The sequence below is a fragment of the Rheinheimera sp. 1928-s genome, assembly GCF_029269265.1.
GTDB lineage: Bacteria > Pseudomonadota > Gammaproteobacteria > Enterobacterales > Alteromonadaceae > Pararheinheimera.
Genome location: NZ_JARIXP010000006.1, coordinates 1 through 19,926, shown reverse-complemented (window position 1 = coordinate 19,926; position 19,926 = coordinate 1). Strand labels below are relative to the sequence as shown.

General features: G+C 45.5%; 22 protein-coding genes. 7 read left to right on the top strand and 15 right to left on the bottom strand.

Going from position 1 to position 19,926, the window contains the following annotated elements:
• Nucleotides 1–27 precede the first annotated feature (27 nt).
• From P3C17_RS15880 to P3C17_RS15860, 5 genes are all read right to left on the bottom strand, one after another.
• Nucleotides 28–1,173: an alpha/beta hydrolase gene (locus tag P3C17_RS15880; RefSeq protein ID WP_300930351.1), complete on the bottom strand. Its 1,146-nt coding sequence runs from the start codon at nt 1,171–1,173 to the stop codon at nt 28–30.
• A 135-nt stretch (nt 1,174–1,308) separates the two neighbouring features.
• On the bottom strand, nt 1,309–1,701 hold the full coding sequence (locus tag P3C17_RS15875) for a hypothetical protein (protein ID WP_300930350.1): 393 nt from the start codon (nt 1,699–1,701) through the stop codon (nt 1,309–1,311).
• 499 nt (nt 1,702–2,200) lie between these two features.
• Nucleotides 2,201–2,680, bottom strand: coding sequence for a hypothetical protein (locus tag P3C17_RS15870; RefSeq protein WP_300930349.1), 480 nt, complete (start codon nt 2,678–2,680; stop codon nt 2,201–2,203).
• The gene (locus P3C17_RS15865; RefSeq protein ID WP_300930348.1) at nt 2,643–3,077 is read right to left on the bottom strand and encodes a hypothetical protein; all 435 of its coding nucleotides are present in this window, start codon (nt 3,075–3,077) and stop codon (nt 2,643–2,645) included. Before P3C17_RS15865 ends, P3C17_RS15870 begins: the two co-directional genes overlap by 38 nt.
• A 97-nt stretch (nt 3,078–3,174) precedes the next feature.
• The gene (locus tag P3C17_RS15860; protein WP_300930347.1) at nt 3,175–3,492 is read right to left on the bottom strand and encodes an antibiotic biosynthesis monooxygenase; all 318 of its coding nucleotides are present in this window, start codon (nt 3,490–3,492) and stop codon (nt 3,175–3,177) included.
• A 639-nt stretch (nt 3,493–4,131) separates the two neighbouring features.
• Here P3C17_RS15860 and P3C17_RS15855 point away from each other — a divergent pair.
• A complete protein-coding gene (locus P3C17_RS15855; protein WP_300930346.1) occupies nt 4,132–5,154 on the top strand; it encodes an alpha/beta hydrolase in 1,023 nt (340 codons plus the stop codon).
• Between the two features lie 55 nt (nt 5,155–5,209).
• Here the strand turns inward: P3C17_RS15855 and P3C17_RS15850 are convergent, their stop codons facing one another.
• Complete coding sequence (locus P3C17_RS15850; RefSeq protein ID WP_300930345.1) at nt 5,210–6,178, bottom strand: redoxin family protein; 969 nt, start codon at nt 6,176–6,178, stop codon at nt 5,210–5,212.
• Nucleotides 6,179–6,440: 262 nt separating this feature from the next.
• On the opposite strand from P3C17_RS15850, the gene P3C17_RS15845 reads away from it, so the two are divergent.
• Genes P3C17_RS15845 through P3C17_RS15835 form a run of 3 tightly spaced genes read left to right on the top strand, consistent with a single transcriptional unit; the run spans nt 6,441 to nt 9,624 of the window.
• Nucleotides 6,441–7,148: a DUF1080 domain-containing protein gene (locus tag P3C17_RS15845; RefSeq protein ID WP_300930344.1), complete on the top strand. Its 708-nt coding sequence runs from the start codon at nt 6,441–6,443 to the stop codon at nt 7,146–7,148.
• Nucleotides 7,148–8,827: a GMC family oxidoreductase gene (locus P3C17_RS15840; RefSeq protein WP_300930343.1), complete on the top strand. Its 1,680-nt coding sequence runs from the start codon at nt 7,148–7,150 to the stop codon at nt 8,825–8,827. The genes P3C17_RS15845 and P3C17_RS15840 overlap by 1 nt, the downstream gene beginning before the upstream one ends.
• Nucleotides 8,827–9,624, top strand: coding sequence for a gluconate 2-dehydrogenase subunit 3 family protein (locus P3C17_RS15835; RefSeq protein WP_300930342.1), 798 nt, complete (start codon nt 8,827–8,829; stop codon nt 9,622–9,624). Before P3C17_RS15840 ends, P3C17_RS15835 begins: the two co-directional genes overlap by 1 nt.
• A 152-nt stretch (nt 9,625–9,776) precedes the next feature.
• On the opposite strand, the gene P3C17_RS15830 is transcribed toward P3C17_RS15835, so the two are convergent.
• The 9 genes from P3C17_RS15830 to P3C17_RS21260 form a co-directional block, all read right to left on the bottom strand.
• Nucleotides 9,777–10,166, bottom strand: coding sequence for a DUF1801 domain-containing protein (locus P3C17_RS15830; protein ID WP_300930341.1), 390 nt, complete (start codon nt 10,164–10,166; stop codon nt 9,777–9,779).
• Nucleotides 10,167–10,176: 10 nt separating this feature from the next.
• The gene (gene blaOXA, locus P3C17_RS15825) at nt 10,177–10,986 is read right to left on the bottom strand and encodes a class D beta-lactamase (protein ID WP_300930340.1); all 810 of its coding nucleotides are present in this window, start codon (nt 10,984–10,986) and stop codon (nt 10,177–10,179) included.
• A gap of 163 nt (nt 10,987–11,149) precedes the next feature.
• Nucleotides 11,150–11,872, bottom strand: a complete 723-nt coding sequence (locus P3C17_RS15820; RefSeq protein ID WP_300930339.1) for a hypothetical protein — start codon at nt 11,870–11,872, stop codon at nt 11,150–11,152.
• 192 nt (nt 11,873–12,064) lie between these two features.
• Nucleotides 12,065–12,631 (bottom strand): DUF4256 domain-containing protein, encoded by a 567-nt coding sequence (locus tag P3C17_RS15815; protein WP_300930338.1) that lies wholly within the window; start codon nt 12,629–12,631, stop codon nt 12,065–12,067.
• A gap of 1 nt (nt 12,632) precedes the next feature.
• Nucleotides 12,633–13,079 (bottom strand): hypothetical protein, encoded by a 447-nt coding sequence (locus tag P3C17_RS15810; RefSeq protein ID WP_300930337.1) that lies wholly within the window; start codon nt 13,077–13,079, stop codon nt 12,633–12,635.
• A gap of 104 nt (nt 13,080–13,183) precedes the next feature.
• On the bottom strand, nt 13,184–13,420 hold the full coding sequence (locus P3C17_RS15805; protein WP_300930336.1) for a hypothetical protein: 237 nt from the start codon (nt 13,418–13,420) through the stop codon (nt 13,184–13,186).
• Between the two features lie 160 nt (nt 13,421–13,580).
• Nucleotides 13,581–15,785, bottom strand: a complete 2,205-nt coding sequence (gene katG, locus P3C17_RS15800; RefSeq protein ID WP_300930335.1) for a catalase/peroxidase HPI — start codon at nt 15,783–15,785, stop codon at nt 13,581–13,583.
• A gap of 489 nt (nt 15,786–16,274) precedes the next feature.
• A complete protein-coding gene (locus P3C17_RS15795; RefSeq protein ID WP_186435240.1) occupies nt 16,275–16,424 on the bottom strand; it encodes a hypothetical protein in 150 nt (49 codons plus the stop codon).
• 357 nt (nt 16,425–16,781) lie between these two features.
• Nucleotides 16,782–17,144 carry a YebG family protein gene (locus tag P3C17_RS21260; protein ID WP_346015672.1) on the bottom strand — a complete coding sequence of 121 codons (363 nt, stop codon included), beginning with the start codon at nt 17,142–17,144 and terminating at the stop codon, nt 16,782–16,784.
• A gap of 135 nt (nt 17,145–17,279) precedes the next feature.
• Between P3C17_RS21260 and P3C17_RS15785 the strand changes: the two genes are divergently transcribed.
• The 3 genes from P3C17_RS15785 to P3C17_RS15775 form a co-directional block, all read left to right on the top strand.
• On the top strand, nt 17,280–18,551 hold the full coding sequence (locus P3C17_RS15785; protein ID WP_300930334.1) for an anti-phage deoxyguanosine triphosphatase: 1,272 nt from the start codon (nt 17,280–17,282) through the stop codon (nt 18,549–18,551).
• Between the two features lie 24 nt (nt 18,552–18,575).
• Complete coding sequence (locus tag P3C17_RS15780; protein WP_300930333.1) at nt 18,576–19,616, top strand: patatin-like phospholipase family protein; 1,041 nt, start codon at nt 18,576–18,578, stop codon at nt 19,614–19,616.
• Between the two features lie 132 nt (nt 19,617–19,748).
• Nucleotides 19,749–19,926: transposase (locus P3C17_RS15775; RefSeq protein WP_300929847.1), on the top strand; the 178-nt coding region annotated here is incomplete at its 3' end.

The window sequence follows — 19,926 nt, the reverse complement described above, 5'->3', positions numbered from 1 at the left end:
CGACCACCTCAGAACACCCTAACGATATCAATTGGACGAACGGCTTTCCAAAACGGTTTCTAAAAGCCATTTTAGTTGCACATCGTAATATCCGTCACTCTTTAGAGGACTGTTCATATTCTGCATTTCGCGAATGCTTCCAGTCTCAGAAACATGGAGGTTATGATCAGCATCTTCAAATGACGCGATTAACAGCGAAGCTTTCGGGTTCTGCCCGATGGTGGTTTGGTAAAGTTTGGAGGTCTTTCGCCAATCAACATTCAAATCCCGCTCACCGAATATCGCTAACGTGTCGACTTCCAGAGAAGATAGCATAGCTTCAAAGTTCTTGATAAAGACGTAGGAGCACATGTCGTCATCGATATTCGCACAGGTGCCGGCATTGCAGCCTAGTTGTTGCGCTTCATACTGTGCGCGGCTTTGCCATTTGCCGCGCATTTGCTTGATGTACTCATTCGCGCGTAGCTGTTGAGTGGCGCTCTGATAAAGATCATAGCTCCCGCCAGTGCGAAAGATATTACATCCAGCGCGCCATTCTTCCGCCAACTTTTCAGCTTGCTCAACAGTGTCACCTTCATGAGGTAAATTTGACAACAGTAAATAAGAAAAATTGTCTTCTGCAGTCGTACCGCTAACCGATATCCAGAAATTGATATTTGAATCCTGTGACAACGCAATGGGCGCGATCCAGCCGGCACGGCTTATCCCCCAAATACCGATTCGATCGGATCCAGGAGCGTTGATCTGACGAAGATAGCTCGCCGCATCCAGTACTTCCTCAGCACTGCTAAACACGGATTGGTTAATATCGAACGCACCTTCGCTTTGCCCCTGGCCGGGTTTATCCCAGACTGCTGTGGCAATACCGATCTCATTAAATCGCTGACGCAGGTCAGCATAAGAGTTCCGTCCACGGATATCTGACCCACCGTAGCCATGTACGAATATGATTAACGCCTCGCTCACTTTTTTGGCAGGAGTGTCGAAGATACCGGATAAAGTCAAACCGTTAGAGTCAAATGTGAAATCCATGGTAGTGCCCGGTGTAAAACGGACTTCTGGTGTTGTCTTCTCTTGTTCTTGCTCAATGGTGCAGGCACTAAGGACAATTACAATAAAGGCAATAATCATGTTCCTCACAATCTTTTCTCCTCGTGTATCGATCAACTCCATCCAAAATTTATCCTGATGCGATTGTGATTTCGCCTCGATTTACGTAGCTGCTCCTGCCTTGCGGCATAACGCCCCGCGCATGCGCGCGAACTTGTGAGCGTCGCCGCAGCCGCAGGCTGCAAATGACACGGCTTATTATAAATCAATCGCGGTGATTGTCGGTTCATCATCGTATGTAACTATGTCAACGAAATCATCGTCTGAGACAACCGCAAAATGGCGATATTTCCCTTTGTCCATTGAGCGATCTCTCTCTTCATAACAAAAATTGATTAACTCTGTGTCAAACAACTCAAATATGAAACTGCTAGCAAATACTGGCCCTTCAAACTGGCTCTGAAATCTCAAAAGATCACCTTCATCCATGACCCTGAACAAAGTAGGTGCTCTAAACATAACGACATAAGAACTTTCCAGCTTTCTGTATTCTATTTGAATTGTAAGCAATCCATACGAGTATGAAAGATTAGCTAAAAATCTGTTCTGACTTGGATGTTCTTTAAGGCCTTTCCATGGTTCGGCGTGCACACATATCTCCTGATTTATAAAGCTTTGCTTTGGGGCTGCCGAAGCGCAGCGTATGCAGTCCCAGCGTGTAACGCGACAACAGCAACTTGTTATGAGTTTTACTTGTGCAATTTTTGGTTTTCACGTTTTTTGTGCCAATTAGTTAAGGATGACTTTAATTTGCTTCGCAGGCCGTTAAATCGGGGTTTGCTAGGTATTTTGGGGTTTCGCCAACGGACCAAGGCAACGATTAGTTCTACCACGAGTAAAATCAACCAAAATACCGCCTCAGCGAAAAGTAATAATAAAAGAGCTACTACTTCCACTGCTGGAGCTAAAAGCGCCGATATTACCTCGACGACGATCATCACCATGATTGCCGATACAATTATCTCAATGAAGGCCTTTCACTCCTTACTCATAACGCCCAAATTTAGCGCGGAAATCCGCGCAGCGGGTTGACGTCGCTGCCAGCGCTGTTTGCTGGCGATAAGATTTGCTTGTTAGGTGCGTGTCGCGACTACCAATGTGCTTTAACATACCGTAACTCGCTATTGTGTTCCGTAATGTAATTTGTCTCACCTACCTTAAAAGGCATGTCGGAGAGAGCTAGAAGCTCACCATCCAGTGTATTAATTGTTAAATCAGCTGTTCCTTCTTGACTAAGGCTATCTATATCAATTCTTAGCCCTTCAATTGAATCCCAGCTTTCAGGAACAGAATAAAAGGCTGTTGTGAAATCTGGCCCTTTAACAATTACGCTTTTGATCCCTAGGTGCTCCATTCCCTGCAACTGCAGAGTGAATGTATCCATTTTATTCTGAGTTGATAACCAATAGAAAAAAAGACTTAAAACTAAGCCCCAAAAGACGATAAGAGGTATCTTATTCTTCATAGCACCTAACGCCCCGCGCATGCGCGCTAACGTCGCAAGGGCCGCCGGCCCTGAATGACGCGGATTGTTAGGTGCAAACGAGCTTTGCAGCATCATTAATACCATTGCCTAACCCCTTTAGCTCTTGAATAAAGTCATCTAATAGCACAGGCTCCGTTTTTAAGTACATTTTCGCTTCGCTTGCCTCTTCCTGCCCCTTGAACTCAAAGTATTCAGATTGCTGATGAGTTGCTATGTACAAAGCACCCGGCTTAGGAAAGTGAAGCCTCGCAGAAAAAGCACCATTGGCGTATTCACGGCCAAACGTACCCAGCAATATGTCTTTTAAACCACCGTAATAATGGGTTCTAAAAGCATTAAGTGCATTAACTAACTCTAAAATTTGATGATTCCCGACATAAACTTTGTTAGTGAATAGCGATCGTCCGTTACAGACTGAAATTTTTAATTCAATCACATCATCATCGAACCATACTTTTTCTATAGAAATCTCAGGTTTCAATGCTACTCCTTGCACCTAACGCCGCCAGCAGCGGCCGAAAAACCGCACAGCGGGTTTGAGGTCCTGCGACCAACGGGAGCGTTGCTGACTGGCCTTGTTAAATACCATAGTCTCGCTCAACTTTGGCAATCCTTGTTTTAAAACTGGTATACCATTGTTCGCGACCTAACTTCAGAGCTATTAAATGCTCAGTATTTGCTTTCCATTGCTTGATAGACTCAATATCTCGCCAATATGAAACAGTTATACCTACATCTTCCCTAGCAGACTCGATACCGATGAATCCCGGTTGCTCAGATGCCAGCTGAACCATTTTGGTTGCCATATCACCATAACCATTATCACCATCTGTCCGCAGTGAAGTAAAAATGACAGCATAGTAAGGTGGTATCGGGGTAGTCGCTATCGGTGACATCTGAACTCCATGTGGTATTTAACATTTGTATATTGTGCCGGCACGCTTTCTCTGGTTTTACCAGATAACCGACCTGCGTTAATCTATTGATAAAAAACATGAATTCTAAATAACTACCGCGCAATCCTGCCAAAAGCGTGCTGGCATAGTATTACTTCTTTCTTGCCTGTTATTTTTAAGCTGGACCACTTTAAGTTTCTAAATTAGAGTCTTTTTCTTTATTCAGCAACAAATAAATGTGCCTGTTTAATTGGTCAAAACGTGCCTGTTTTTTTGATAAAGCAAATAACACTGTGTATTCGTCCATATGTGCAGCGAAAGTCAGCAATTGGCACGCTACCTACATTAAGATTCACGTTTTCTAAGATAGAGATGCGGGTCGGGCAAGCCCGACCCCTACAGTATTTTTTTATTTCAGTTAGCTTAATGTGCTCCTTGCACTATTTCGCAATCCAAGCGCCCAGCCTAATTAGGCGAAGCCCTTTCACAATTTATTTATCCGCTTAACGTTTTTTCGCACAAAAGCCTGTTGCGCCGAATTGCCTTGGTATCAGCCATAAAATCGTGTTTCTATAAAACCCTAACCCAATATTCAAATACTGGCGGTGCAAACCGCCGACAATATAAACAGGAGTTTTTATGCGCAAGGGGCAAGTTGCTGTTTTTTATATCGTCTTTTTTATTGCTTCACTTTTTAGCCAGCAGGTTTTGGCACAGCATGAAGTGAAACTACATCAAGATATTGAGTGGGCTAAAGTAAAAGACTTTTCGCTGACGACTGATATCTACAGCCCGCAAAAAGCGGCTAAGCCTTTGCCAGTACTGGTGATTTTTCATGGCGGCGGCTGGCTGGTGAATAACAAAAGCATAATGAACGATATGGCCTTGTATATGGCAAGCAACGCTGATCTGGTGGTGGTCAATATGAACTACCGGCTGCTGGGTGATAATAACAACAGCACCACAGTCAACGAGATAGTGGAAGATGCGTTGGGTGCAGTGCTTTGGGTGAAAGATCATATTCAAAACTACGGCGGCGACCCGGCTAAAATTGCTGTGACTGGCGACAGTGCTGGTGGTCATTTAGCTTCTATGGTGATGCTGGCAGGCCGCTCTTTGGATTCAAAAGGTTTTACGCCACAAAGCCAGAAGTTCACTCCAAGCTATCTGCCCAAAGGCAAAACGGCTGAACAAGTGGCAGCTGCCGATGGTGCCAAAGTGCAGGCGGTGATCCTAAGTTACACCGCTTTTGATTTACTCGAAAGCGCAAAAGGCGGTTTTGAAACTGCGCAAAACCCGTTCTGGAAATGGGGCAACGCCAGTCCACGCGGCTTATTTGGTGCTGGTATTACTGTTGATAGCCATGAACAGTATTACAAAGCTGTATCGCCTCTTTATCTGTTACCAGAAGCGGGCTACAAACTACCGCCTCAGTTTGTACTGGTCGGCAGTGAAGATGACCTGACCACACCTGAAGTTGCGAGTGGTTATGTCAGTTTGCTTAAAGCTGCAGGACAGCAGGTGGAGTTCAAAATTTATCAAGGCAAAGGCCACGGTTTTCTCGATAGCGGTTGTAACGACTATACCAAGGGCTGCTTTAAAGACTTAGCCACCCCCACTTTGGATGACATGATTAAGTTTCTTGATTCTGTCTTTCACTAAATACTCAACATAAGAGTGGCACTGAAATAGTGCCACTTCATTAACCCGAAAAATCTTACTGCAGCTGCTTGACTACGTGCTGCGGGTTTGAAAAATCGCTGATCTCGGCCACCTTTTTGCCATCTTTTAGTTTCAGCAGCACAGGAATACTGCGAACATTAAAGTGTTGAAATAACACACCATAACTGTCGATCTGAAAGGGAACTTTCATCTGATACAAGGTATTGAATTCAGCCAGAGCTTTGTCGTCTGTCCATAAATGGTTGACCACCCCACTCCAATTTTTTTGTGGCAACAAAGCCGCCAGTTGATTTAAACCAGCCTGAGCACCCTTACACTGTTTTGCCATTTCAGGTCTGGATTCAGCCAGATACCAATCGCACCAGGTGGCGGTAAAAAACACCAGCTGCTCACCGGTTTGATAATTGGCTAACAGCTTTTGTTGGGCTGCTGCAGTCATATCCGATGTGGCAGTTTCTGCAGGCAACTGCTGGCCTTGCGCCAATCGACTGATAAATCCATCCAATGCAGAGTCTGATTCATGGGAGCTGTACAGCTTTTCACCTTTAGGGTTTAACAGCACCGAATAAGGTGTGCCCACTAAACCCATGGCCAACGCCAACTGCCCTTGCTGATCCAGATAAATGGGYATAGTGAGCCCAAAGCGCTGCTGCAGCTTGCTGATTTCCTGACGTTTTTCGTTGATATTGATATTCACCGCCACAAAATTCACTTTGTYGCCATAGTCTTGATATAGCTTTTCAAAATGCGGCATTTGCTCCATACAAGGCTGGCACCAACTAGCCCAAAACTTGATATAAGTGGGTTTGTTTTGGTCGAGACTGGCTAATGTAAAAGGCTGAAGGGTTTTAAATTGTTGCAACTGCACTGTTTTATAGTCAGGCAGCATTTTATTGTCAGGCAATTTTTTATTGTCAGGCAATTTTTTATAGTCAGATTGGGCCCAACCGGAAAAGGCCAGACACACCAGCACAGGCAGCATGAAACGAATTAACTTAGGCATCAGAACTCTCCTTAAAAACAACTTTACAAAGTCTGACACTCGCTGCAGCTTTTGCCTTGTATATTTGCGACAACTTTTTCTGCTTGCTAAGCACAGCTTCAACTCAGCGCATGCATTAGCAGTTGCAACTCAAAAAATAAAAACAGAGCTTGCTTTCTATGGCAGATCATTGCTTTTATAGAGCAACAATGAAACCGATTACAGCAAACTGAATCAAAAAATAATGCCAGCAGAGCGTTGAACAGACAACAGGAGTGACAACTTGATTTTATCTATAAAAAATAAAGCCTTAGCAGCATTTATTGCTATTTCTGCTATGAGCCTGCCCTCATTCGCCGCCGACAATCAACTTACAGAACAGGAACAAGCAGAAGGCTGGCAGTTGTTGTTTAATGGTGCTGATATGTCGCAGTGGCGCACCTTTAAACAGCCCACAGTAAACGAGAAGTGGAAAATTGAAGATGCTTCTATCGCGCTGACAGCTGGCGGTGGTGGTGACTTGATCAGTAAAAAAAGTTACAAAAACTTTGAGCTGACACTCGATTGGAAAGTTGCAGAAGTCGGCAACAGCGGCATTCTTATTCTGGCTGATGAAAAAGGCAAATACATCTACTCCCACGCGCCGGAAATTCAAATTCTGGATAACGAACGCCACCCGGATAATAAACTCGACACTCACCTCTCCGGCTCCTTGTACGACATGATTGCCTCCCCTGTGGCTTCGCATAAAAAAGCCGGTGAGTGGAACACTACTAAAATTCGTTTGAAGAATTCCGCTTTAACTGTTTGGCAAAACGACGTACAAACGGCAAAAGTGACCATAGGCAGCGATGAATGGAATAGCCTGGTTGCGAACAGCAAGTTTGCCAGCTGGCCTGGTTTTGCTAAAGCCAAAGCAGGTCATATAGGTTTACAGGATCATGGCGATAAGGTCTGGTTCAAAAATATCAAAATAAAAGAGCTGAACTAATGAAAGATTTTGACTTTGAAGTGCTGGTGGTTGGGTCCGGCGCTGGTGGTTCCATGGCGGCTTTCGAGCTAACTAAAGCAGGACATAAAGTGCTGATGCTCGAAGCTGGGCGGGATTACGACCCAAAAACTGAAACCCCTATGTTTAAACGTAACGGTGAAGCTCCCTTGATGGGCGCGGGCAATAAAGATAAAGACTTCGGTTTTTACGACGCCACAGTAGACGGTGGCTGGCAGGTGCCAGACGAGCCTTATACAGCAGCAGAAAACTCTGAGTTTTTATGGTGGCGCGCCCGTATGTTAGGTGGCCGCACCAATCACTGGGGTCGCTATTCTTTACGCTTTAGTGAACATGACTTTAAAGGTAAAAGCCGTGATGGTTTAGGGGCAGACTGGCCTTTTGACTATGAAGATATCGCGCCCTGGTACGATAAAACCGAAGCTTTAGTCGGCGTTTGTGGCACTAATACGGGGTTGGACGATATGCCACCGTCATCCGATGGCATATTACAACCGCCGCCTAAGCCACGTATTACTGAGCTTTTAATTGCAGCTGCGGCCAAAAAGTTAGGTATTGCTCTGGCCCCTATGCATCGCGCCGTATTAACCCGGCCTCTGGATAGCAGAGCCGCTTGTTTTTATGCCACACCTTGTGGTCATGGCTGCTCTATTGGTGCCGCTTTTCAAACTACGACTTCGCTTATTCCTATGGCCAGAGCTACAGGCAATTTGCAGGTGATCACAGATGCGATGGTGAAATCTGTCGATACCGACGAAAACGGCAAAGTGACAGGTGTCAGTTATGTGGATAAAAAAACTGCTACTGTGCACCAACTCAAAGCCAAAGTAGTGATCCTGGCAGCAAGCGCCTGCGAATCAGCACGTTTGTTGTTAAATTCCAAATCAACACGTTTTCCAAATGGTCTGGCCAACTCCAGTGGCCAGGTCGGCAAAAACCTGATGGACTCCACCGGTGCTAATATCGGCGCTATGGTGCCGGCCCTGCAAGGTCGCCCGATTTATAACGAAGATGGTCATACCGCCAATCATTTATTTATACCCTGGTGGGGCCATAAAGCGCAGGAACGTAAAGAGCTGGATTTCCCCCGCGGTTATCACTTTGAAATTGGTGCTCGCTTTAACGAGCCAGGTGCCGGTCTGGCGGGTAACTTTCAAGGTTATGGCATCGAGTTAAAACGTCAGGTGAAACAGAATTACGGTGCTTATGTTGGTTTTGCCCTGCGTGGTGAAATGGTACCTAACGAGCATTGTTATATGGATATAGACCCGGAAGTGAAAGACAAATGGGGTATTCCTGTTGCACGTTTTCATTGGAAATGGTCAGAACATGAACTGAAACAAGTAGAACATGGCCTGAAAACCGCCAAAGCTATTTTTGCCGAAATGGGGGTTACTTTGAGTGAATTGCCAACTCCAGAGCAGGCCATTTTAAAAGGTGGCGAAATTATTCATGAAGTGGGCACCACCCGCATGGGCGCATCGCCAAAAGACTCAGTCACCAATCAATGGGGCCAAAGCTGGGACTGCCCTAATCTCTTTGTGATGGATGGTGGCGTCTTTGCGTCTAACCCCCACAAAAACTGCACCCTGACCATTATGACGCTGGCCATGCGCAACTCATCCTGGTTGTCAGCTCAGCTAAAACAAGGAGCGATCTGATGGCCAAAGATCAAAACAACAGCACAGTGGATCAGCAAGAGATGCAATACAAATCCGGCATAACAAGACGCGATTCGTTAAAACTGATGATGGCCTTAGCAGCCAGCGCTTTGTTACCTGCAGTTTTAACAGGCTGCGACAGTGCGCCAGTCAGCAAAACGGATGTGGGAACAGGTGCAGCAAAAGCCAGCACTGAACATTGGCCAAAACTGAAGTTATCCCCAGTTACAGCAACAGGCTATGGCAAAGATCCAAACTTAATTCTGCCACCTGAATCGCCGTGGCCTTTAACTTTAACTCAGGCGCAACTGAGCTTAGTGGCTGTACTGTCGGATATTCTGGTACCGCGGGAAGGCAGTGTGCCCAGCGCTTCTGAAGTGCATGTGCCAGCTGTGGTGGATGAATGGGTCAGCGCACCTTACGAGCGTCAGCAACAAGACAGAGTGACTATTTTGTCAGCTCTGGCCTGGATAGACGATGAAGCTCAGATGCGTTTTGACAAGACCTTTGTTGCTCTGGATAAAACCCAGAGAAAAGCCATTATGGACGACATAGCTTTTGATACTGCCGAAACTCCGACCCAGTTTAAGCGCATAGCCGCAGCGTTCAGCCGCTTTCGCGCTTTAGTTCTGGCTGCATTTTTCTGCACGCCTGAGGGGACAAAAGACATAGGCTATATCGGCAATGTGCCTATAGGCGGCGATTATCCTGGCCCAACAAAAGAAGCTTATGCTCACTTAGATAAGATATTGGCGGATTTAGGATTAACTGAATACGCCTATCCAATTCAGGCTTGACGGAGCAGCTTGTTGCCATAATTATCGTAGGGGCGACCTTTATGGTCGCCCGCAGCGGTATCGGAATGCGATGTAAGACGGGCGGGGATAAACCCTGTCTGGCATTGGATTGTAATTTTAGACGGGCGGGTACAAGACCCGCCCCTACGCTTTTATTTTAACCTTTCCAGCTGGCCTTTACGGCGCACTAAGTTTTTGTAATCCCACTGAATATCTCGGGCTTTTGCCAGCCAGCGCTGTAGATCGTCCGTATTCAATTGACTGCTGTGGGTGTAACGTTTTTCAGCGGCTTTAAAGCTGCCTTCCGGCTTCAATTCAGCTTCATCAAAAGACTGACCACTCCAAAACAGTAACCGAATGCCACCTTTGAGTTTGCTATAACCCACTATCGGATTGCCGTCTAAAAACCACACCGGATGTGCATGCCAGATTTTATTTTCAGCGTCAGGCAAGGCCGCATCAATCTGCTCTGCCAACAGCTGGCAAATCAATTGTTCTTCAGTGGTCTGAGCCTGATTGTAGAGACAAATATCCGGATGCATGATCTCTCCGTTAGTTTGTTGCAGTTGCAGCTGGCAAGGCGCCCATAGACACCAAAACGTCCCGCACTATGGCTTCTCTTTTATAAAGATCCGCCATTCGATCCGGCGTGTCTATATTCAGCGCAAAAAACACCGGCCCTGTTGGCCACTCCACATAACCTACCCACCAGCCAAACCGCCCTTCCCAGCCAGTTTTTGCTCTTAAGATCCAGTCTTTACCAGCTTCGTTAACCATCATATCTTTGACGAGCAACTGATGTTCTTTAGCAAAAGGCAATTGATTCAGATAAAGTTTTTTTAAAAACGCTATTTGTTCTTCTGCCGAAATCGCCAGCTTGCCATCTACCCAGTAGGTGCCTTTGTCTGTGGAAGGATTGGCATTGCCATAATCTATTTTTTGCAGATACTCGCCTGCCCGCTTCTCACCAATTTGTTTGGCGAATATCTCATACACCCAAAGCGCTGAAGTGCGCATCGCTGAGCGTAAGTTTTGATCCTGATTATGGCCTGAGAAACTACGTTCCACTCCATCCCAACGAAATACTTGAAATTCATCTTTTAAAGCGCCGGCATCCAACGCCATTAAGCTATGAGGGATTTTAAAAGTAGAAGCCGGAGACATGCGCTGTTTGGCGCGCTCTGCATTAAATACCAGCAGTTTGGCGGGTTTCGCCCGCTCATCCGAAATCACCAGCGTGCCTTTGGCATTAAACTTAGTGAAGGTCGCTTGCCAGTCAGCAGTTTTTGTTGGCTCTGCTGCACTACAAAAAGACGCTGATGCTAAAGATAAGATTGAAAAAGCAACTTTTAGAACAGACACTTAGATTCCTTATAAAAAATGGGTTAACTCAGATCCTGCCTTTGATGCTGCTGGTCAGAATAAATTCAAAGCTGCTCAACCCTTTTTTCATATGCCCTTATTCAACAGCAAACCAGTGGCGCACAACAGCAACAAAAAGCTGGCATCTCTGTTCTCCGGGACATCACTTGCTTTGTTCGTACTGAAGCCCGCTTTCGATATCCTGAATATCCACTGCATCTAACACCTCAGCAAGAGATTTTTGCGCATGCAGTTGGCGAATTTCTTCAGAACGCGCCAATTCAGCACGAATTTGCGTTTCGTTCAGATGCTCGTATTTGTTGCCCAATATATTGCGCACAGACTCGTCCTGAAGCAGCAGATGCCGCATTGCCCTGTAGTTGGCTTCAAAATTTAAATGTGTTCCAGCACTGTTGGCTTCGTACATGCCTTGCTGATACACAGAATAAGCATAATCCCGGAATAAAATCTTACAGCTCTGAACGTCCACAATGTAATACTCTGGACCGCTGTCGTCTTTCTCCCACTCGTCACGAATAGAGGTTTCGCCTGAATTGACAATCTCGCGCCTTTGGCTTTCAAAACGGGACTGGTAGACGCTGAAGTTGTCATGCACAAAATGATTGGCCGGATCAGCAACCAGTGCCGTTGTTTTTAAACAAACTTTTGAGCTTTTGTCGCAGTAGTGAGTTTTCACAATAACCATAGCGGCTTTTTTGTCTGGTGCTGTCTTTTTACTGTGGTCGCACACATCTTGTTTAGTGTAAAAAGACGCCGACTCATTTTTTATCAAACGGGTGGGTAAAAGCAGATCGCTGTTCGCCTCGGCGGGCCATAGAGCCGCCAAACTAAAAATGACAACACAAGAGTGTAAGGCTGTTTTCATAAATCTGTTTTCCTTTACTAATTCGTTTTATTTGATGCAGTGATGCGTTTCAGCGCAGATACACAGATATCGCAGCAATTTACATTCCAAAACATAAACCATTGAAATTTAATAATTAGTTGACTACAAACAGGATAAACAGCTTAAATTTCGTCCGTATTCGGACGCTAATTCCGGATCCGAACACTTTTCTCAAACGCGCAATGAAGCCCGGAATCCTCTCACCGCATAATAAGACTGAACGCCATTGTGGTAGATAAATACACGGCCATATCGGTAATCGCCAAAGATGGCGCCATCCAAAGCGCGGATATCCCCTGGCGTTGCCAGCCAACTGGAGGTTTTGCAGTCGAAAGGGCCAAACTGCTGTAAATAACGGTATTCATCTTCGCTCAGTAGTTCAATCCCCATAGCAGCAGCCATATCGATAGCGCTGCTGACAGGTTTATGTTCTTTTCTGGAATCTAAAGCTTCGCGGTCATAACATAAGCTTCTGCGCCCTTTTGGGCTTTCTGCAGCGCAATCAAAAAAGATAAACTCGCCGCTTTGCTCATCAAGCCCTACTACATCGGGTTCGCCTCCTGTCGCTTCCATTTGGGCAAGGGATTTGAGTTTGTCCGGATTAGCTTCCAGCCTGGCCTGAACCTTGGCCCAATCGTGACCAGCATGGCGGTTCTTGTGTTTTTCAAAGCGCGTTTTTAGTAGCTGGATCAGCGCAGAGTGATCAAAATTATCCGAATCATCTAACTGTGTTGTCATTTTACAAGCCCAGTACGGTTTCTAATTTCTTTGTATCAATGTGTTTATGCAAACCAGCAAGAGCCTGCGCAACATTGGGATTAGCAAATAATTCTTTACCTGCAACTTGTCCAAACGCATTAAAGCCCTGCTCTACCGCAGCAGCACCTTCGTATTGAATGGCTTTTTTTGCTGGTGTCACACAGGTTTCTGTCATCAGACGTACAAACATTTCAGCTGCAGCTTTATTTACAGTATCACGCTGCGCTTCAGTTACATTCGACATGGACGCTACATCGGGGTGCAACGCCATCGAAGTAAACATCCATCTCACCAGCAAAGTCTTATCATTTTCTGTTGAAGATTCCACCAGACAACGAGATAAGTCGTCGGAATAAACTCCAGCCTGAGAACTGACTGAAAAGCCAAGCAAAACCACTGACATCCATTTTTTCAAATTAATCTGCATTTGATTCTCCATTTTTAATGAGTTTTGTCTGCCACTATGGCTATGCAATTTTAATGTTGCTTACTTTGAGCGCTAAATGTTTCAACTCATTGCGCTTCCCTAAACTATTGCTTATGCAAAGTAAAAATCGTAACGCCCTGAGTTGCAGCAGCTTTTGTAGACAAAATTTTATAGTAGCCAAGCGATATGCCGTCTTGTTCAAAGGCATAACTTAAGGTGTGCGGTTTTTTCACAAACACAAGATCTGATACAGACTGTGACAGCCCAATATCAATTAATTCTTCATAAATACGAAAGTATTCTGGTTGAACGGCGACAGCGTCAATCACTAAAAAGTCCATCTCTTATCCTGTATTCATCCATTTTTGCATTCAGTCCAAACTAAGGGGAAAACCTCTTCAGTTCAACCCCTTTTTCTAAAATCCTCAGTTCAAAAAAGTAAAAAGGCAGAGGTTAGAAAACCGCTGCCTTTGTTTCAGACCCGATTGAAAAAGCAGATTTTTACTTTAAATCAAAGCGGTCAGCGTTCATGACTTTGTTCCATGCGGCAACAAAGTCACGGACAAACTTCTGCTTGTTATCCTGCTGAGCATAGACTTCAGCCAAAGCACGCAACTGAGAGTTAGAGCCAAACACCAGATCAACCCTGGTTGCTGTCCATTTTGCAGCGCCAGTTTTGCGATCTTTGCCTTCAAACAACTCAGCCTCTGGCGAGACCGGAGTCCAGACGGTATTCATATCCAGCAGATTGACAAAAAAGTCGGTGCTCAGCGTATCTGCTTGTTTGGTCAATACACCATGTTGAGTTTTATCGGCATTGATATTTAACACTCGAAGGCCACCGATCAGAGCGGTCATTTGCGGCGCAGTTAAGGTTAACAACTGAGCTTTATCCAGTAACAGCTCTTCAGCTTTGACCGAATAACGGCCTTTCAAATAGTTACGGAAACCATCAGCTGCAGGCTCCATCACAGCAAAAGACTCAACATCTGTTTGCTCTTGTGTCGCATCAGTACGGCCCGGAGCAAAAGGTACGTCGATAGCTACACCGGCATTTTTAGCGGCTTGTTCTATAGCTGCTGCACCTGCAAGTACAATCAAATCCGCCAGCGAAACTTTACGGCTTTCTGACTGGTTATTAAAAGAGGCCTGAATTTGCTCCAGCACAGCTAATACTTTACTTAACTGCGCAGGCTGATTTACAGCCCAGTCTTTTTGTGGAGCCAAACGAATACGGGCACCGTTTGCACCGCCTCGTTTATCTGAACCACGGAAGGTTGAAGCAGAAGCCCAGGCTACTGACACCAGTTCTGAAATAGACAAGCCTGAAGATAGAATTTTGCTTTTCAGCGCAGCTATATCTGCAGAATTGACCAACTCATGGCTCACAGCAGGCACAGGATCTTGCCAAATCAGTTCTTCAGTCGGTACTTCAGGGCCTAAATAACGTGCCAAAGGTCCCATATCGCGGTGAGTCAACTTAAACCAGGCCCGGGCGAACACATCAGCAAATTCTTGCGGATTCTGATGGAAACGACGTGAAATAGCTTCATATGCCGGGTCCATTTTCAGCGCCAGATCGGCAGTCGTCATCATTGGAGCATGACGTATGGATGGGTCATGAGCATCAGGCACTGCTGTTGCGGCAGACTCATCCGTCGGGATCCATTGATGAGCGCCAGCCGGGCTTTTTACCAGTTTCCAGTCGTAACCAAATAAGGTATCGAAATAGCTGTTATCCCACTGGGTAGGAGTTGGAGTCCAGGCGCCTTCAATGCCACTGGTAATGGTATGCACACCTTTACCAGTACCAAAAGCGTTTTTCCAGCCCAGGCCCATTTCTTCCATAGCTGCAGCTTCAGGCTCAGCACCTACTAAAGAAGCATCACCAGCGCCATGGCATTTACCAAAAGTATGACCACCAGCCACTAAAGCTACTGTTTCTTCATCATCCATTGCCATACGGGCAAAAGTTTCACGAATATCACGGCCTGAAGCCACTGGATCCGGATTGCCATTCGGGCCTTCAGGATTGACATAAATAAGCCCCATTTGCACCGCGGCTAATGGGTTTTCCAATTCACGGTCACCCTCATACCGTTTATCGCCCAGCCATTCGGTTTCCACACCCCAGTAAATATCTTCTTCCGGAGCCCAGATATCTTCACGGCCACCGGCAAAACCAAAGGTTTTAAAGCCCATAGATTCCAGCGCACAGTTACCTGCCAAAATCATTAAATCGGCCCATGACAACTGATTGCCATACTTTTGTTTGATTGGCCATAACAAGCGGCGTGCTTTATCCAGGTTACCGTTATCCGGCCAGCTGTTTAAAGGTGCAAAACGTTGTGAGCCAGAAGATGCGCCGCCCCGGCCATCTGATGTGCGGTAAGTACCAGCGCTGTGCCAGGCCATACGAATAAACAACGGACCGTAATGACCGTAGTCGGCAGGCCACCAGTCCTGTGAGTCAGTCATCAGAGCATATAAATCTTGTTTTACTGCAGCCAGATCCAGCTTTTTAAACGCTTGTGCGTAGTTAAACGGCTGATCCATAGGGTCAGATAAGGAAGAGTGTTGATGTAAAATACTTAAATTCAGTTGGTTCGGCCACCAGTCGCGGTTAGAAGTACCGCCAGCTGCTGACTTGGTTAAAGCACCGTGCATCACAGGGCATTTGCCTGCGCTGTTTTCGTTGTTTCCCATCTTTTTCTCCAATTGTTGCTGGTATACATGGAATAAATCCATCAAAAGGTGATAACACTGCAATTGGAACCTGCACATCCACGCGGGTTATCGATAACGACCAGATTGTGTTGATCCAAAACACCGGACCAGACTAGTACTGAACATGAGTGATATCAGACGAACTCTGTCACTATTTAGTTTTATGCTTCAACATTAGTCTACCTGTTCCAGACCAGAGGCCAAATGAAAAAATTCAATGTCTTCAATCACATTTTCAGATGTGACGGCATATGAGCTCCAAACAGAGACCTCATAAAAATAGCCTAAGAGTTACAGATGACAACTAAATGAAGGCAGAAATGGCAGGCAGATCGTGCATAAAAAAAGCCAGCAGCGTGTTTTGTGCAGGCAAAAAAAACGCGCTTAGCAGCAATCTAAGCGCGTTAAAGGGGTTACGTTTTTTACAACCACAAGCTCAGCACAACCTGTGGCAAGTCTTCAGCACCATTATTTGGTGTATACAGCGCCACTCAAACTTAAAGCGCGGCCAATCTGAGTTAAAAACTGATTGATGCGACGCACCAACAGCAGAGAAGATACGCTGCGCTCTGTCGTGCTAACGTTCGATTTTTCTACTGTGGTATTGATACTGTTCATAGCCAACCTCGTTAAGTTTGAGAAAGTGTTTTTCTGAAAACATGGTTATTATGCTGCAAATTTAATCAAACGACGAACGAGATAAATTAGGTTTTGACATTAGATTTTTTAATGCAAATTAGTTTAAGCTCATTACCTGTATTCAGCCGGCTTTCATAGTTGGTATTCATAGCAACAAACTAAACCCGCTAAAAATGCTGAAAAACCAGCTAATTATGCACTTAAATTAATTTACCCCCAATAAAAAAGGCATAACTAGCTTATAGTTATGCCCTTTATAAACAGTTTTACAAATTAGCTGTTCTAATAAAAAATAAAGGTACAGCTGAGTGAAGACTTCAAAGCTCTGCTGCTAAATTAAGCAGCCATATCAGCTGCAACTTCGGTTACCTCTTCAAGCACTACGGCGGCTTTGCTGTTTTGTGCAGCACTTTGCTCTTTTGCCTTGTCTTTCACTTGCTCTTTGTCAGTAACCTGAGTTTTATTGTGTTTGGTTTTCTGATTCAAGGTCTGGATCACCAGCTCTTTTTGCTGAGCTAAATACAGCGCCAGATCTTCGCGTTGTTGTTCATCAGGGATCAATTCACTTTGACCCAGCATTAAAAACAGTTCGTCAGCAATATCCAGCATCCGGTCATAGGCGTCTGCTTCGGGCTTTGAACTAAAGGTCATTTTTTCTACTCCAGCGCGCTCAACAATGTATTTAATAATAACGGCCATAAATCCTCCTGCTTTTGATACTGAACATTTATACAGCAACCACTGTTTATTTGTCCAGTGGTATTTATAAAAAATACGCATCGCCTCTTTTCTGCTTTTGCCGTAGCATAAAGTAAGTAACCAGAAGGATTTTGTATGCAGCATCTGTGGGCCGAACGCCGTCTTGCCGAACATAGTCAAAGACCAAACGATCACCGTACGCCATGGCAAAGAGACAGAGCCAGAATTCTGCATTCGGCTGCTTTTCGCCGCTTGCAGGCCAAAACCCAAATTATGGGCATAGGCCAGAATGACTTCTACCGAACCCGCCTGACCCACTCTTTAGAGGCTGCACAAATAGGCACGGCCTTAGTAGCCCAACTCAATTACCAACAGGACGATCCGGCGCTGCGGGCTTTGTTAGCGCAAGACAGCCTGATGGAAGCCTTATGTCTGGCGCACGATTTAGGCCATCCGCCTTTTGGTCATGGTGGAGAAAAAGCTCTCAATGCCTGCATGCAACACTTTGGCGGTTTTGAAGGCAACGGTCAGACCTTGCGGATTGTCGGAAAACTGGAACCCTACACCGCCAGTGGTGGCATGAATTTAAGCCGCCGCACTTTATTGGGTTTATTAAAATATCCGATAGTGCAACCAACACCGGGTGAATTCAACAAGGGTTTAACAGTCAAACCCTGCAAAGCTATTTATGAGGATGACAGCGACTTACTCGACTGGATCTTAAGCCCGTTATCAGCAACAGATCGCGGTGCTTTTCAAGCTACTGAAACTCTGACGAAAGCACCTTTTTTAAAGTCTCTGCACAAATCACTGGACGCTTCTATTATGGAGCTGGCCGACGATATCGCCTACGGTGTGCACGACCTGGAAGATGCAATAGTCACGGGCACTGTCACCATTGAACACTGGCGTCGTTTAGCTGAACCAGAAATGGCGAAGTTGCCCACAGAGATAGCCAGCGCGTTAAAGCATATCAGCCAAAAATTATTTATACCCGAACATCATATTCGTAAAGATGCCATTGGTGCGCTAGTGAATTTATTGATCACCAGCATTGAGTTGTATCAACCACTGCCGGACACCCAGGATCCGTTAATCCGCTACAATGCCAGGCTGCCGGAGCCACAACAGCAGTTGCTGCAACTGTTAAAAAGTTTTGTCTATGAAGCCGTGATTTTGTCGCCCGATGTGCAACGAGGTGAATACAAAGGTCAGCAAATTGTGCGTTCATTGTTTGAAGCTTTCAGTTCAGAAGCAGAACGCTTATTACCGGCTAATACAAAAAACCGCTGGCTTATGGCGGATAGCGAACAGAGCCAAATGCGGGTTATTTGCGATTATGTATCAGGCATGACAGATGAATATGCACTGCGTATGCATCAGCAATTATTCGCCGCATCTTTATAAGTTTTAGTGCAAGGAACGATTTGAGTGACAGTGTCGACATTAAGAGTACTGGCGGGAGCCACAGCCTTTGAGCATTTGCAGCAACATGGCCTGCGCCAGCAGGATATAAATCTGGTGCTTGGAGCCAGCGGCGGCCCCAAATGGTTTTGTTTATTTGGTTTAGATCAGTATCTGTTTGGTGAGTTTTTTAAAGATAGAAGCACGCCTTTATCTTTAGTGGGCAGTTCAGCTGGAGCCTGGCGTTTTGCTTGTGTCACACAGCAAAACCCTGCAGCGGCCTCTGAACGTTTTGCCAAAGCCTACAGCAGTTTGTGTTTTCCGCCTAAAGCCAGCATTGACCAGATTACCTCGACTTCAGCAGCTGTGTTGGATCAGGTATTTCCTACCGATGACTGCATTCTGCAAGTGTTAAATAACCCTGTGCTGCAACTGAATTTTATAGCAGCCCGTGAAGTGAAAGTGAGAACGTCTGAACGAAAAGCGGCGCAACTTCGGCGTTTATTGTTAGCCGCCGGAGCGAATCTGCTTAAACCCGCATTGTTGCAACGCTTCTATCAAAGAGTGGTGATGCAAAACCACTCTGATACCAGCTTGCTGCAACAGGTGCCTCACGAAGCTTATCCACTGACGCCTGATAATTTTAAAGCCAGTTTATTGGCTTCAGGTTCTATTCCTATGGTGATGCACCCGGTGAAAGATCCAGCTGGTTTACCTGCAGGTTTGTATATGGACGGAGGCTTGCTGGATTACCACCTTTCCCTGCCTTATCAACAGGATGGCTTGATTTTATATCCACACTTTTATCCGTACCTGATCCCCGGCTGGTTTGATAAATCCTTGCCCTGGCGCCGGGCTAAAGCGGCGCAGATGGATAAGATGATCCTGCTCTGTCCGTCAGAGTCCTGGGTGAAATCTTTGCCTTACGGCAAAATTCCGGATCGCAAAGATTTCGATAAGTTAACAGATACACAACGGCTGAATTATTGGGCGACAGTGCTGGAACGTTCAAAAGAGCTGGCGGACGATTTACGCAGTGGTCACTATAAAGTGGAGCGGCTAGGTTAAGCCGCTCTTTTGTTTTCGGCCCTAAACCACCTACTTCAGTAGGTGGTTATCATCCAAAAGGCTTTGCCTGTAAAGACCTACCCATGCTAATTGCCGTTTTGATTTTTCGCAGAGTCAAAAGAGGTAATTAACATGAGTAGATATCAACAAGCATCGCATGTGTTCTGGCGGTGTCAATACCATATTGTTTGGACGCCGAAGTACCGGTTTAGAATACTGAAAGACAATGTAGGCAAGGAAGTCTGGCGTTGTATTCAGGTTTACAGTGCTCAGTTGGGTTGTGAAGTAGTGGAACTGAATGTCCAGATCG

Excerpts from the sequence above, each read along its gene's own strand:
- P3C17_RS15835 (WP_300930342.1), top strand. The coding sequence starts at position 8,827 with ATGGCCAAAGATCAAAACAACAGCACAGTGGATCAGCAAGAGATGCAA.
- P3C17_RS15855 (WP_300930346.1), top strand. The coding sequence starts at position 4,132 with ATGCGCAAGGGGCAAGTTGCTGTTTTTTATATCGTCTTTTTTATTGCT.
- P3C17_RS15805 (WP_300930336.1), bottom strand. The coding sequence starts at position 13,420 with ATGGACTTTTTAGTGATTGACGCTGTCGCCGTTCAACCAGAATACTTT.
- P3C17_RS15810 (WP_300930337.1), bottom strand. The coding sequence starts at position 13,079 with ATGCAGATTAATTTGAAAAAATGGATGTCAGTGGTTTTGCTTGGCTTT.
- P3C17_RS15860 (WP_300930347.1), bottom strand. The coding sequence starts at position 3,492 with ATGTCACCGATAGCGACTACCCCGATACCACCTTACTATGCTGTCATT.
- P3C17_RS15815 (WP_300930338.1), bottom strand. The coding sequence starts at position 12,631 with ATGACAACACAGTTAGATGATTCGGATAATTTTGATCACTCTGCGCTG.
- P3C17_RS15880 (WP_300930351.1), bottom strand. The coding sequence starts at position 1,173 with ATGGAGTTGATCGATACACGAGGAGAAAAGATTGTGAGGAACATGATT.
- P3C17_RS15820 (WP_300930339.1), bottom strand. The coding sequence starts at position 11,872 with ATGAAAACAGCCTTACACTCTTGTGTTGTCATTTTTAGTTTGGCGGCT.
- P3C17_RS15785 (WP_300930334.1), top strand. The coding sequence starts at position 17,280 with ATGCAGCATCTGTGGGCCGAACGCCGTCTTGCCGAACATAGTCAAAGA.
- P3C17_RS21260 (WP_346015672.1), bottom strand. The coding sequence starts at position 17,144 with ATGGCCGTTATTATTAAATACATTGTTGAGCGCGCTGGAGTAGAAAAA.
- P3C17_RS15840 (WP_300930343.1), top strand. The coding sequence starts at position 7,148 with ATGAAAGATTTTGACTTTGAAGTGCTGGTGGTTGGGTCCGGCGCTGGT.
- P3C17_RS15830 (WP_300930341.1), bottom strand. The coding sequence starts at position 10,166 with ATGCATCCGGATATTTGTCTCTACAATCAGGCTCAGACCACTGAAGAA.
- katG (WP_300930335.1), bottom strand. The coding sequence starts at position 15,785 with ATGGGAAACAACGAAAACAGCGCAGGCAAATGCCCTGTGATGCACGGT.
- P3C17_RS15870 (WP_300930349.1), bottom strand. The coding sequence starts at position 2,680 with ATGGTATTAATGATGCTGCAAAGCTCGTTTGCACCTAACAATCCGCGT.
- P3C17_RS15795 (WP_186435240.1), bottom strand. The coding sequence starts at position 16,424 with ATGAACAGTATCAATACCACAGTAGAAAAATCGAACGTTAGCACGACA.